The organism is Burkholderia sp. Bp9099, from assembly GCF_003857805.1.
GTDB lineage: Bacteria > Pseudomonadota > Gammaproteobacteria > Burkholderiales > Burkholderiaceae > Burkholderia.
In genome coordinates, this window is the sequence record NZ_QTPU01000003.1 from 42,994 (window position 1) to 55,395 (window position 12,402).

General features: G+C 58.3%; 18 protein-coding genes. 15 read left to right on the top strand and 3 right to left on the bottom strand.

All coding sequences use genetic code 11. From position 1 onward, the window contains the following. Positions 1–344: 344 nt before the first annotated feature. Positions 345–830 (bottom strand): hypothetical protein, encoded by a 486-nt coding sequence (locus DIE17_RS37270; RefSeq protein ID WP_185735359.1) that lies wholly within the window; start codon positions 828–830, stop codon positions 345–347. A 161-nt stretch (positions 831–991) separates the two neighbouring features. On the opposite strand from DIE17_RS37270, the gene DIE17_RS03815 reads away from it, so the two are divergent. From DIE17_RS03815 to DIE17_RS03865, 11 genes are all read left to right on the top strand, one after another. Next, positions 992–1,291 carry a DNA-binding protein gene (locus DIE17_RS03815; RefSeq protein WP_080405456.1) on the top strand — a complete coding sequence of 100 codons (300 nt, stop codon included), beginning with the start codon at positions 992–994 and terminating at the stop codon, positions 1,289–1,291. An 82-nt stretch (positions 1,292–1,373) separates the two neighbouring features. After that, positions 1,374–1,631, top strand: a complete 258-nt coding sequence (locus tag DIE17_RS03820; RefSeq protein WP_124920708.1) for a hypothetical protein — start codon at positions 1,374–1,376, stop codon at positions 1,629–1,631. A 10-nt stretch (positions 1,632–1,641) separates the two neighbouring features. After that, complete coding sequence (locus DIE17_RS03825; protein WP_124920709.1) at positions 1,642–2,487, top strand: ParB N-terminal domain-containing protein; 846 nt, start codon at positions 1,642–1,644, stop codon at positions 2,485–2,487. 63 nt (positions 2,488–2,550) lie between these two features. Beyond that, positions 2,551–2,901 (top strand): hypothetical protein, encoded by a 351-nt coding sequence (locus tag DIE17_RS03830; protein WP_124920710.1) that lies wholly within the window; start codon positions 2,551–2,553, stop codon positions 2,899–2,901. 37 nt (positions 2,902–2,938) lie between these two features. Then, entirely contained in the window at positions 2,939–3,979 is a 1,041-nt protein-coding gene (locus DIE17_RS03835; RefSeq protein ID WP_260439199.1) for a helix-turn-helix domain-containing protein, read from the top strand. Then, on the top strand, positions 3,976–4,539 hold the full coding sequence (locus DIE17_RS03840) for a hypothetical protein (RefSeq protein ID WP_124920711.1): 564 nt from the start codon (positions 3,976–3,978) through the stop codon (positions 4,537–4,539). Before DIE17_RS03835 ends, DIE17_RS03840 begins: the two co-directional genes overlap by 4 nt. Then, complete coding sequence (locus tag DIE17_RS03845; protein ID WP_124920712.1) at positions 4,539–4,871, top strand: hypothetical protein; 333 nt, start codon at positions 4,539–4,541, stop codon at positions 4,869–4,871. Before DIE17_RS03840 ends, DIE17_RS03845 begins: the two co-directional genes overlap by 1 nt. Continuing rightward, positions 4,868–5,311, top strand: a complete 444-nt coding sequence (locus DIE17_RS03850; RefSeq protein ID WP_124920713.1) for a nuclease domain-containing protein — start codon at positions 4,868–4,870, stop codon at positions 5,309–5,311. The genes DIE17_RS03845 and DIE17_RS03850 overlap by 4 nt, the downstream gene beginning before the upstream one ends. 62 nt (positions 5,312–5,373) lie before the next feature. Beyond that, a complete protein-coding gene (locus DIE17_RS03855; RefSeq protein WP_260439200.1) occupies positions 5,374–5,646 on the top strand; it encodes a hypothetical protein in 273 nt (90 codons plus the stop codon). Next, positions 5,643–5,891: a phage portal protein gene (locus DIE17_RS03860; protein ID WP_124920715.1), complete on the top strand. Its 249-nt coding sequence runs from the start codon at positions 5,643–5,645 to the stop codon at positions 5,889–5,891. The genes DIE17_RS03855 and DIE17_RS03860 overlap by 4 nt, the downstream gene beginning before the upstream one ends. A gap of 44 nt (positions 5,892–5,935) precedes the next feature. Next, complete coding sequence (locus DIE17_RS03865) at positions 5,936–6,361, top strand: hypothetical protein (RefSeq protein WP_124920716.1); 426 nt, start codon at positions 5,936–5,938, stop codon at positions 6,359–6,361. A gap of 293 nt (positions 6,362–6,654) precedes the next feature. On the opposite strand, the gene DIE17_RS03870 is transcribed toward DIE17_RS03865, so the two are convergent. Both DIE17_RS03870 and DIE17_RS03875 read right to left on the bottom strand, forming a co-directional pair. Continuing rightward, the gene (locus DIE17_RS03870) at positions 6,655–7,611 is read right to left on the bottom strand and encodes a hypothetical protein (protein ID WP_124920717.1); all 957 of its coding nucleotides are present in this window, start codon (positions 7,609–7,611) and stop codon (positions 6,655–6,657) included. Then, the gene (locus DIE17_RS03875; RefSeq protein WP_185735360.1) at positions 7,604–9,100 is read right to left on the bottom strand and encodes an AAA family ATPase; all 1,497 of its coding nucleotides are present in this window, start codon (positions 9,098–9,100) and stop codon (positions 7,604–7,606) included. The genes DIE17_RS03870 and DIE17_RS03875 overlap by 8 nt, the downstream gene beginning before the upstream one ends. A 415-nt stretch (positions 9,101–9,515) precedes the next feature. Here DIE17_RS03875 and DIE17_RS03880 point away from each other — a divergent pair, with 415 nt between their 5' ends. From DIE17_RS03880 to DIE17_RS03895, 4 genes are all read left to right on the top strand, one after another. Then, positions 9,516–9,857, top strand: a complete 342-nt coding sequence (locus tag DIE17_RS03880) for an HNH endonuclease (protein ID WP_260439201.1) — start codon at positions 9,516–9,518, stop codon at positions 9,855–9,857. A gap of 151 nt (positions 9,858–10,008) precedes the next feature. Beyond that, positions 10,009–10,494, top strand: a complete 486-nt coding sequence (locus DIE17_RS03885; protein ID WP_014899205.1) for a phage terminase small subunit P27 family — start codon at positions 10,009–10,011, stop codon at positions 10,492–10,494. Between the two features lie 9 nt (positions 10,495–10,503). Next, positions 10,504–12,216 carry a terminase large subunit gene (locus tag DIE17_RS03890; RefSeq protein ID WP_124920720.1) on the top strand — a complete coding sequence of 571 codons (1,713 nt, stop codon included), beginning with the start codon at positions 10,504–10,506 and terminating at the stop codon, positions 12,214–12,216. Beyond that, positions 12,213–12,398, top strand: a complete 186-nt coding sequence (locus DIE17_RS03895; protein WP_014899207.1) for a hypothetical protein — start codon at positions 12,213–12,215, stop codon at positions 12,396–12,398. Before DIE17_RS03890 ends, DIE17_RS03895 begins: the two co-directional genes overlap by 4 nt. Positions 12,399–12,402: the final 4 nt, after the last annotated feature.

Here is a 12,402-nt window from a genome sequence, read left to right on the forward strand (position 1 = left end):
ACCCAAATCGCCGTAGGTACCGGACTTAGCTCGAAGACCCTGCAACGGATCGCACGAGGAGAAGTGGCCTCGGTGAGTTTGCGCACTTATGTCGCACTGCGTGACGCGATGCTTGCTCAACAAAAGGAGATCGCATGAAGCGCCTGTACGCACGTCTGGTCTGTCGGCAAGGCCGGAGCACGGTTGCGAGAAGGCAGGAGGCGCCGTGATGGATCTTCCTTTCGATGCCATCCTGTTCGCAAACGGACATGTGGTCATTGAGTCGTCAACGAAGGTATCCGAATTCTGGGTCGAGCTCGGTCCACAGGTTGGTTGGGGGAGATTCGAGCGCTTGGCCGGCTCCCTCACGAACCGAGGTGAAGCGCCGTTTGTACTGCGTGAAGTGCGCCCGGCGCGTGAGATAGCGCCAAGTCCAGTAGTTTCATCGTTAGGTGTTTTGTGGCGTCGGCAGGCAGCGATCGAAGCGCATCAACGAATCGAGGCTTATCGGCGGCAGGTATATCGGATTCCATGATCTTCGTCTCGATCAGCGATTTGATGGTGTCTTCGTGAAGCTTGATCGTCACTACACCAAGGATCGCTGACAGGCCGCCATCTTCAGCAAGGAAGTCCATTCCGTCTTTCGTGATGCGCGAGGGGCGGTACGAGACCGAGGTGTCGGCATTGAGTTGTGCGGACTCAGTGATAAGCCCGTGTTCTGCCAGGTAATAGAGATTTGCCGCGCGAACTTCCTCGGAAACGTCACCGACGAGTTCGGCATGGCCGAAGTGCGGGTATATCTCGGCGAGTGCGGTTAAGACTTGTCTTTGAAAGTCGCGGTCAAGGTCCATGGGGGTTCCCCGTATCGGAATGGTTGTGTGAGAACTGCCAATTCTACAGATAGGGCCGGAACCCTCACCTTATTGCTGTCTGCATCGAGATTCGATGCTTGAAGTTTAGAAAGTTCGACCTTCAAGGTCATTCAATCAGTTTTGAACGGAGTTGAGTTGCTATGAGCACGATTGAGGTCATCCGGAGACCAAGCATTGAGCGGGCGTTCCGGGAAGCGCTGAGCGATCCGCGCAGCCGTGGGCCGGTGGCGGATGCGCTCGGCTGGGACGATTCGCAGGTGAGCCGATTCCTGTCGGGGAACCTCGGCGTTCCGATCAACAAAATCGACGCTGGCCTGAATGCGCTCGAGTTGCGTGTTGTCTCGCGGGAGTACCTGGATGGGTTGTCGACGATGAGCAAGGTTGGTGTGAACTGCCACTGCGCGCGGGAAGGCTTCGGGGAGTGTGGCGGCCGGTGGTGATGTAAGCAACGGGCCCAGGCAAAAGCGTTTTCGAAGGAGAGTGTTTCTGTCTTGGTTTAGCACTCCTACATGGAGATAAGAATTGAGTACCGATATTCGAACGGCTCCTCAGAGCACTGAGGGATACCTGCGGCGCGTAGCAGCGGAAGATCGAATCAAGTTCTACGGCGTGTCGGAAGGTATGCGGGCGGCTTTGCTCCAGTCGCTCTCGCAGTCGAATCCCGCCGACGAGGTGAAGCGCATAGTGCGCGACGCCAGCCAACACCCGACGTATCCGCGCAAGTGTCTGTCGTGCGGCGCGTCCGAATCTCTCGACGGCTCCGTGCCGTGCGGTCACTGAGGATCCACAAATGGCAAAGAACTCCATTGACGCCTACGGCGCCGCCGGTAAGAGCAACGTGCTTTTCTTCGATCCGGACACGTTGACGCTCGTCACCGACCCGAATCATCCGCTGTTCGATCGGCGCGCACTGCTGCCGTATGACGAAGCGATGGTGCGCAATATCCGCCATCGAGGCGTGCTCGAAACGATCCTGGTCCACAAGGATCCGGAGACCGGCGAGGTGATCGTCGTCGACGGTCGACGTCGCGTGATTGCCGCGCGCGAGGCGAACCGCCGGCTCAGGGATGAAGGCCTGCCGCCGATCATGGTGCCGGCTCTGCCGAAGCGCGGGAAGCAGGCGGAGTTGGCTGGGATGATGGTGGCGACGAACGAGCATCGCGAACACGACAGCCCGATCAACCGCGCCGAGAAGATGCAGCGCCTGCGTGATCTCGGCTACGACGACGAGCAGATTGCCGCGGAGTTTCGCATCGAGCCTCCGACTGTCGTGGCGTCGCTGCGGCTGCTGGACTGCACGGCGGCCGTGCGCGATGCGCTCGAAGCCGACCAGATCACGGTGTCGCACGCCTTAAAGCTCGCGAAGCTGCCGCCGGAGAAACAGCGCGAGAAGGTGCGGGCCGTTGTCGCCGCCGCAGAGGGCAAGGAAGGGCATGAGAAGGCGCGCGCTCAGAAGGCAGCACTGACCGGCGACGCAGTCCCGCGCATGCGAACCCGCAAGCAAATCGCAGCTGAGTTGGACAAGGCAGAGGGCGCGCGTGCTGAAGCCCTGCGGTGGGTGCTCGGCATGGAGAGTGACGCTGCTGCTGCCGATGGTGCCGATCCCCGCCAAATGTCGATCGCTGAGACGGCATGAGCGTGACGATGACATTGGATCGATTGATGCAAAATTGTCTCTCCCAAACTCCGGAGGCGAGTAATGGTATCGAGAGAAGCCATCATCAAAGCTATCGAAGCGCACGAATCGGCCCGTTGTCGCTTCGTGCTCGAGTATCCCGGGCCCAATGGCTGCGCGAGCGCGCAGCTGACGCCCGAAGTCATTGCCGACGCAATCCTGAGTCTGATCAATCTCCCGGCTCGAGTTTCGGGACTCTCACCCGACGAGTATGCCGAGTGGGTAGAGCTGAACGGACGGGTCCGATGTGCGGGACATACTGCTCGAAAGACTCAGTGCCGAAACACGGTGTCGGGGCCGCTGTACGCGAATCCGATCGAGTGGAAGAAGGTGAAGGATTCTCAGCCGTACTGCTCGACGCACGGTGGCGCGTAGGTAGTGCCGTCGCCTCTTGGTATTCGGGAGGTGACGAGTGAGCGCGAAGCTGTCCGGAATGGTGTTCGACCGCTATCCAGTGGGTGGCGGCGAGATGCTGCTTGCGCTCAAGCTCGCCGATAACGCCCACGATGATGGGACACACATCTTCCCGAGCGTGGGGACGATGGCCGAAAAAACTCGGCAGTCGGTTCGAGCAGTCCAATATCAGTTGCGCCGGATGCAGGAATCGGGATGGCTGATGCTCGTACGGCCGGCCCGCGGTGGCCGCAATGGCACCGGCTACCCGGCAGAGTACCGCATCAATCCTGACTGGATAAACGGTGCAGAAATTGCACCCATTAAAAGTGCGCTGGCCGTCGACGGAAAGGGTGCAGAAATTGCACCGAATGAGACGGAAGAAAGGGTGCAAGACGGCGCAGAAATGGGTGCAATCTGCGACGGAATGGGTGCAAACGGCGACAGAAATGGGTGCAAAGCTTTTGCACCCGAACCATCAGTTAACCATCAAGAACCTCCAAAGAACCATCAACCCGCGCGGCGTGCGCCGCGAGTTGCGTTGCATGCGGAGCTGCGCTTGATCGAACTGCCCAACTGGCTGCCGGCAGACGCATGGGCCGATTGGTGCGAGCACCGTGAAGCGAAGGCACGAGACAAGGCAGCTCCGTGGACTCGTCCGGCAGCGAAGGTTTCGCTCCGCCGCCTGACCAAGCTTCGCGAGCTCGGCCACGATCCGGTTGCCTGCATCGAGGAGGCAGTGCTTCGTGGCTGGACGGGGCTGTTCCCAGCGAGGGATGAGCAACAACAGGGTGCCAGTGGTACGCCGGCGGCTCCCGCTGATTGGTGGAAATCGGAGAGTGGCTATCTGGCTCGCGGAGCGCAGCTTGGCGTCGACCGTTCGAAGTTCCAGTACTTCGAGCAATTCAAGGCAAAGGTTTGCAAGCTGGCAGGGCCGGGCGAATGGATGGAGGAGCTTCTGCGCACGGTCAGCCGGGAGAGCGAAGAACGCTACGAAGCCCTGTACGCCTACTTCAACGACATCCCGCGAGATCACGTCGCGCAACAGGTGGCGGCATGACGAAACGAACCACGTGGCCGATGCGCGTAGACGTGGGCACGACGACGGTCGGCACGGCACGACTGCGCGATGACTCGCGGCCGAAAGTGACGGCCGCACAGAAGGCCGTCTTCGATGCGACGGGCAATCGGCCGCACGTCGACGCGGCTTTCGACGACATCAGTGACGGAATCGGTGCGGCGTCAGTGGCAACGCCGGCTTACCGCCAGTCTGACGCCAAGACTCGCATGCAAGCGCTTGGACGCCTGAAGGCCGGCGAGATGAACAAGACCGAACAGCGCTACGCGAATCATCTCGAGGCGCGGAAGCAGGCCGGTGAGATCGTCTGGTACCGATTCGAGGGCATCAAGTTCCGACTCGCCGACAACACGTTCTACACGCCGGACTTCGCCGTAATGCTCGCGAGCGGCCAGCTCGAAGCGCACGAGGTGAAGGGCCACTGGCAAGACGACGCGCGCGTGAAGGTGAAGGTCGCCGCGGATCAGTACCCGGTGCGGTTTATCGCAGTGACGGCTGGTCGTGCAAAGAATGGCGACGATTGGAAAATGGAGGAATTCTGATGCACGACGAGAAGATGAGCTTCACGCAACGATGCATCTGTGAGCGCCTTGTAGAGCATCCCGGCATTACGTTGCGTGCGCTTTCATCGCAACTCCGATCGACGCCCGACAGCATGAAGCGGACAGTGAACCGTCTGATTTCGACCGGGTATATCCGGCTCGGGCGGCGCAGCAGTAAGGGTTACGAGCTGCATCTCACGGGCAAGGCGTTTCCGGCATCGAGCGAGGTGATGCCGGCCGACAAGCGCCGGTACGTCGCATTCGAGGTTGGAATTGCCACTGTCATTCCGGCAATTCGCGCGATGGTCGATGTTGGGCGAGCGTCGGCATGAAGCGCTCAGGATTCAAACCGCGCACGAAGCCGATGTCGCGAGGGTCATGGTCACGGAAAAGTTCGCCGTTGCCGGGACCGGCGCCGCAGCAGGTGAAGAAGAGGCGCCGCCCGAGACGACCTACCGTCGCAGAAGGCCTGAAGTATCTCGAGGCCTGCCGCGGCGAACCGTGTTACCTGCGCGTGCCAGGCCTTTGCAGGAGAAATCCGATCGATGAAACCGTGGTGCCGTGTCACTCGAACCAATCGCGTCACGGGAAAGCTGGAGCGAGGAAGGCGAAAAACGAGTTCACGGTTCCTGGTTGCGGTACCTGTCACGCGTGGATCGATCAGAACCGCGTTGGTACGCCCAAACAGGTCAAGTTCGATGTGTGGGATCGGGCATTTGAGGAATGGGCGCCAGTTCGGGCCAGAAAGATGGGAGATGCGAATTGCCAGTGAGGATGTGGGTTGAGATTCCCGCAGGGACGTACAGCGTACCGAGGCGTCGCGGCAGCGGCGGGATGGTGTTTTCCGAACACAAGCGCGAAATCGATGCGACGGTATTCCGTATCGCCCGGATTGCGACCGTCAAGCGCCAGTTGATCGCGGCCGTCGAGGTGGATGCGTTCATTCCCGAGATGCACCGAGCTCACATCGCGAAGTGTGATCCGCGATGGATTGAGCCAGGTGTGTTTCGAACAAAGGCATACGTGTACCGCAATCGGAGGTCGCGCGAGCTGGGACAGTTCCTCGCGAGCGGCGCACTCGAAATCGATCTGAGGGACGAGGCATGAGCGCCGCCGCATGCATTTTGTACAGCGACGTTCCCGAGCGGCTGTTGACGTCCGCGATCCGTCATCGTGACGGAGTAACCCAAGCGGATCTCATCGCATTCGACGAATGCCCGTTCTCCGGCGAGATCACCGAGACAGAGCATGGCGTGCAGATCGCGTTTCCGTGGCCGCGCAACCGGACGATGCGCCATGCGATCGGCGACTGGCTCACGCACTACGGCATCAACTTCACGGTCGTCATGTAACGACGAATGACCTGCCTATCAAGCAAATCGAAAACAGGAACAACATGACGATCGACGAAAGCAACCAGATCGAAGAACTGCTCGATGAATGGTACGACTGGCAGGCAGGGTATGTGCCGAGCCTTGGCTATGGGCGCGTCGATCCGTCGTGCCGTGGCTTCTCCGAAGACGAACGCATGTTGACGGCCGACGAGCGCTCGGAAGAAGCGGACCGGAAGGCGGCGAAGAAGCGGGCGGAACAGGTTGACGCGTGCGTTGACGCATTGACTTGGCAGGAGCGCGCAGCGATCCAGCGACACATGAAGGCGAAGCAAATCGGCGCGATGAACGAGGCATTCGGCGCAAAAGTCTGGAGCAATCCTCGTGCACTCGATATGTCGGAGCGGCATGCGACTTATCAGGCCGCAAAGCATGCGCTGTATCCGCGCGTGAAGGCACGTGGATTGTTGAAGAATTCGCAGCCAGCCTAAAAAGTCCTTGAGGCTAGCCTTCGCTTTCTAGCCGCACCCCTTCATCAAGGGCCGCGGTCGACTCAAAACGCGAGTTTGGCTTTGAGCCGTCACAGACCCTTTGCATCGGACGACAGCCTCTGTCGTGACGGACTTGTCATGCCAGACATGTTGAAGTCTTCAGATTTCACGCGGAATGTACCGAATGCGATGTACAAGAATCAATGAAAATAGGTCGGCACCAAGGTCGATGACCGCTTAACGAAAGCCTGGGAGCGGTACTGAGCTAGCGATTGGGCCGACCGACATCGGAATCAAGGAGCGATTTCCCTGTATATGTCACGGAGACATAGCCCGAGGGCGCGCGTCTCCGCACTCGCTTCAAGAAATCCCAACACAAAAAGCTCTCGTGAAACAACGCCTCGCAACTTGCGATTCAGGTTTCGGTGTTGCTCATCTCGGTCGATTAAGTCTTTGATCTCGTGACGATACCAGTCATACCGTTCCTGCAGCCGAAACTCCGTTACGTGGCTAGCAGATGGTATATCTAAACCAGTCAACGTGAGGACTACATCCTCGGTTCGGAGCTGCCCATTGAGGTTCTGTCGAAGCGTTCCCTTTGACGAAAACTTAACGGAGATCTTTGTGGTGTCTAGAGGGTGGGCAAAGCCTCTGCCGCGAGGGTCACCGGCAATCTTGACGCCTGAGTTGCACTGAGCACACGACGGGACCAGGTTGCTCAGGGATACCGCCAAATACGGATACACAGACTTGGGCAAGTAATGATCCAGCGGCGGCCGTAGTTGAAACGCCGCGGTGCCTCGTGCGCCCTTGGCCTTCGTAATGTGCAGGTTGACGTGATTGGCCTGGCAATATGGGCAGATCCGAAGTTTATAGGCTTGAACTAGAGCGTAAGCGCCCCAACCATTCGTCTGGCGGCAAAACCAATCATAGTCTAGGCACGCGTTGATGATCGTCAGCGTGTTTTCGTGCTTGCCGTGATTTGGGAAAGTGCTCTTTTTTCGACTAGCAGTATAGGAGGAAAAATCCGGGAACCTTCTGACGATGTCGTTAGCAAAATCCTCAATCTCTGTTGGCGAACCGAGAAGAATGTCACGCAAGGAACCCTCGAGATGATCGATCAACGTTTTGTCGTAAGAACCGTTGCCGACAGCGGTTACAGAATCAGACAATTTCGCATCGAATCGGGCCTTCAGTAAATTGAAGTGCCTCTGTTTCTCTGCGTGAGCTATAGGTTTCAGCTTAAGCATTTCGACCTTGCTCCGGCTGTTGAATTTCTCGGAGAAGGAAATTCCGAAGTTGATCCGAGGCTACCTGCTCAATAAGTCCTTGTACTTCGTCCTTATGGTATTTAGTCGGGTTTGGTGTGCGCAGGAACGTCACAATTTTTTCGTACAGCGATTCAGCGATATTTCCAGAGAAATCATCAACGCCATATACATCAGTCAAAACCTCCTTGGGGCCGTAGGCGAAGCCATTTCGCATCTCACACGATTTCACGTCAAAAAGCCGGTTTGGTGGCGCATCCCCTGCAACGATCAAAGAATGCGTTGCCAAGATAAGGTGGATCTCGTCAAAAAATTCTCGGTAATGCGCAATGAAATTCATCAGGTCACGGAGATACTTCCGCTGCCATGCGGGATGCATAAACATTTCGCCTTCGTCAACTACAAGCACCACCGATCGAATGCCTCTTTTTCGAAGCTTCTCCAGCGCGGCACTGAGCGATGCAAACAGCATCAGCAGTGCAACTTGTCCGCTGCTAAGCTCGAGGAAGTTCCAGTGCAGCAGCCCAAGATTTTCGGCTTCCTGCAGCCCGGCAATGACCATCGACGAAACGGAACGCAGAGCGCGAGCGTAGTCCGGTAATCCTTTAGGCTCCTGATCTATCACCACCTTCTTTAAGCGCTCAAGGGCTTTTAGAATATGTGGCGTTGTTATGCGTCCCCTTGATCTGGCTTCCTGGCTAGCGAGAAAACGGTTGACGGCGTCGCTTCCAACTGGATGCCCGTCGCGGTCGATAAGATCTAGAAGAAGCATCTCCATGGCCTTTAGGCCATTCAGCCGTGCGCGATGCAATTCGATAGCCAATAAGAAACTTGTCCGAGCATTTAGCCTCAGCGAGAGTTTCTTCAGGTTGTCAATAAGCGTTGTTAAGTGTGACTTGCGTTTCGATCTCGCCGCAGACAGTTCCTCCGGGAGGAAGGCCGAAGAGAATTTTTGGATTTCCTCACTGATGTCCAGACTCTCGGAAATTTCGAGTTGGATCCGCACATGACGAATGAAAGGGATATCTTTAGGCAACGAACTCGCAGCTTGGCAGAGCGACGTCCCGCTAAATGAGTTCGTGCCAAACGATGGCGTTACGTCCATCGTGCCGCCGGCGTTAAGCTCTCGTCTCCGGGCCGACTCGAACGGCGACGTGGTGTAGAAAACTGTGCCGAACCGCCCCTCAGGCCTCACGGACTCGGTCGTTGTCATGGGTCCAGATAATCGAAGCGCCGCCTGGAGAGAGCCCGGATCTAGCCGAATGAGCCCTGCCTTGTCACGCCAAACTACACCAAGAGGGCGCTCGCTACCATTGATACCGACACGGGCTTCGCGACCAAATAAATTCAGCGTCCGGCACACGTCCAGCAACAAGGTGGTCTTTCCCTCGCCGTTCTCACCATAGATCACCGTTAGCGACTCGACAGGAAGCTGCACTGCTGAATTGACGGATTTTTCGTTGAAGAGCACGTGAATCGTTGGCCCAACGCGTTGGCCACGCGACCTAGGCACAACAGAAAACGTGTACTCTGATGTCAGTGACAGCACCGAGATCGCTTTAGTCTTTGGATGTTGTACGACAAGTGCTAGGACGACAGGCTCTATCACCGCTTTCCCCTTGTGTTGGTTTTTGATCTGAGGCGATAGTATCAACTCGCATCCAATAAGCAAACAAAGCCACATTTTTTATCTCAGTCGATCCAAAGTTGTCTGCTGCTCGGGTGCGGACTCGTACACAAAGTGCTTGTAAACCCCTTCGGTTTTCGCTATATTGACGACGTCGGGCGCGAGGTGCGCCCAATCGAAGCTCGCTCGGTTTGCCGCGCGGGCTTTTTTCGTTTACGCGCGCGATTCGCACGGAGGTAGGCATATGCCGGTTCGCCCCATGAAGCCATGCAAGCACCGTGGGTGTGGTGTACTCGTCGCGGGAGGCAAGACGCACTGCGACCAGCATGTGAACGAGGCCATCAAGTGGAAGCCTGATGCCGTCCGCGGCAATCGCCATGCGCGGGGATATGGAAGCGCTTGGGAACGGATCAGGCTACGCATCCTGCGCCGCGACAGTGGCCTTTGTCAGCCGTGCCTGCAAGCCGGACGTGTGACATCGGGGACATCCGTCGACCACGTTGTTCCGAAGTCAAGAGGCGGCACTGACCGCGACGAGAATTTGCAGGCGATCTGCAAAGACTGCCACGCCGCGAAGACCTCGCGTGAGCGACTGCGGTGACACGCGCTTGGCCGACCCGAGGCGGGGGCGCCCCGGGCCGGGCGGGGCCGACGGGGAGGGGGAGGTCAAAAGTCTGGGAGGCATCGCAACCGGGACCGCCCGCTTCGTCGAATTTTTACGCCCGCGAAATTAAAAATTCAGGAGTTGGCCAGTGGGAGGTATCGCGTCAGTGCCGGGGCGGGGCAGAAAACCCAAGCCGACCGCACGGAAAGTCGCTGCGGGAAATCCCGGCAAACGCGCGCTGAATAAGGACGAGCCTGATTTCGGCTTGGTCACGAACATCGAGCCACCGGAGTGGATTGCCGGTGAGGCGCGTGACATGTGGGAGCGCGTTGTTCCGCTGCTTTGCGGGCAAAAAATCTTGCAAGTGACCGACCTGCACATTGTCGAAATCTTCTGTGCAGCCTACGGCAACTGGCGCACTGCTCAGGACGAGTTGACTCGCAACGGCCCTGTCGTTGACAGCTCGCAAGGCAGTCCGATGAAGAATCCGGCTGCGACCGTTGTGAAGGAGGCCGCGGCGCAAATGGCGAGCTTCGGCGCAATGCTGGGGCTCGACCCGGCGAGCAGGCAGCGCCTGGTCGGCGCGAAGCCGAAAACACCCGACAACCCTTTCGCGAAGCTGCTCGGCAAATGATTGGAAGACATGGCGACGAATTTCCCGCGCGTAGAGCAGGGGCTCAAGTTCGCGCGAGAAGTCGTTCGTGGCAAGCGCGTCGCTTGCCGGTATGTGCAACTCGCTTGCAAGCGCCACCTTGACGACCTTGCGGCGAGCCGAAAGAAGGATTTCCGGTGGAAGTTCGATCCGGAAGCCGCTGAGCGAAAGCTCGCGCTCGTTGAACTGCTGCCGCACACGAAGGGCGAGTGGGCGTTCAAGGGGCAACTGGTAACGCTTGAGCCTTGGCAGAAGTTCGGCCTGATGGCGACTTTCGGATGGGTCAACAAGCGCACCGGCAAGCGCCGGTTTCGCGAGAGCTACTGGGAGGTGCCGAGAAAGAACGGCAAATCGGTGATCGCGGCCGGCGTCGGTATCGGGATGTTCGTGCTCGATGACGAGTTTGGCGCGGAGGTTTATTCGGGCGCGACGTCGGAAAAGCAGGCGTGGGAAGTTTTTCGCCCAGCTCAATTGATGGTCAAGCGCTCGCCGATGCTGGTCGATTCGGCTGGAATCGAGGTCAACGCCTCGAACATGAACAAGCCGGCCGACGGGAGTCGATTCGAGCCGATCATCGGCAACCCCGGCGATGGCGCTTCGCCTTCGTGCGCAATCGTGGACGAGTATCACGAGCACGATAGCGCTGCACTGTACGAAACGATGCTGACCGGTATGGGCGCGCGTCGTCAGCCGCTCATGTTCATCATCACGACGGCAGGCGCGAACATCGAAGGCCCGTGTTTCGACAAGCGCAGGCAGGTGATCGAAATGCTCGAGGGGACGGTTCCCGACGACGAGCTTTTCGGCTGGATCTGGACGATCGACGAAGGGGATGATTGGACCGATCCTCACGTGCTGGCGAAGGCCAATCCGAATATCGGAATCTCGGTCTATCAGGAGTATCTGGAGAGCCAGCAGCAGCGCGCGATCAAGTCGGCACGCTTCACAAACACGTTCAAGACGAAGCACTTGAACGTGTGGACCTCGGCCAAGGCGGGCTATTTCAACCTCGAAGACTGGAAGGCGTGCGAGGACCGCTCGCTGACGCTTGAACAGTTCGAGGGGCAAGACAGCGTGCTCGCGCTCGATATGGCGCGCAAGCTCGACTTGAACAGCATGGCTCGCCTTTTTTGGCGCGACATTGACGGGAGGCGGCATTACTTCTGCGTTGCGCCGAGATTCTGGGTTCCCGAAGACACGGTGCGCAATACTGAGAACCGCCGTATGGCGGAGCGGTATCAGGCGTGGGTCAATCAGGGCTTTCTGCTCGAAACGGATGGCGCGGAGATTGACTATCGCGACATTCTCGAAGAGGCAAAGGACGCGAACCGGATATGCCCGGTGCAATGCACGCCACTGGACCCGCACGGCGCGACGAACCTCTCGCATCAGCTCGAAGACGAAGGGCTGACGCCAGTCACGATCGTGCAGAACTACACGAACATGTCGGACCCGATGAAGGAGCTCGAGGCGGCGATTACGTCGGGCCGGTTTCATCACGACGGCAACCCGATCATGACCTGGTGCGTTAGCAACGTGATCGGCAAGAATCTGCCGGGCAACGATGACGTGGTGCGCCCGATCAAGCAGGGCAACGACAACAAAATCGACGGCGCGGTGGCGCTGATCATGGCGATAGGTCGAGCCATGCTGGCCGATCGAGTCAATTCTGAGTCGATCTACGATCAAGGAGTGGGTGTTTGAAATCAATTGCTATTGCGGCCTGGGTGGCCGGCCTGCTCGGGTTTGCGCTGCTGGTCACGGGGGTGGTGCTGATCAGCCTGCCGATCGGCCTGATTGTCGCGGGTGTCCTGCTTCTGTTGTGGGCGCTCTTGGCGGATATGGCAGCGGCTCGTGCGCAGCGAGTCGGGCAGCCGAAGGAGTAGACCG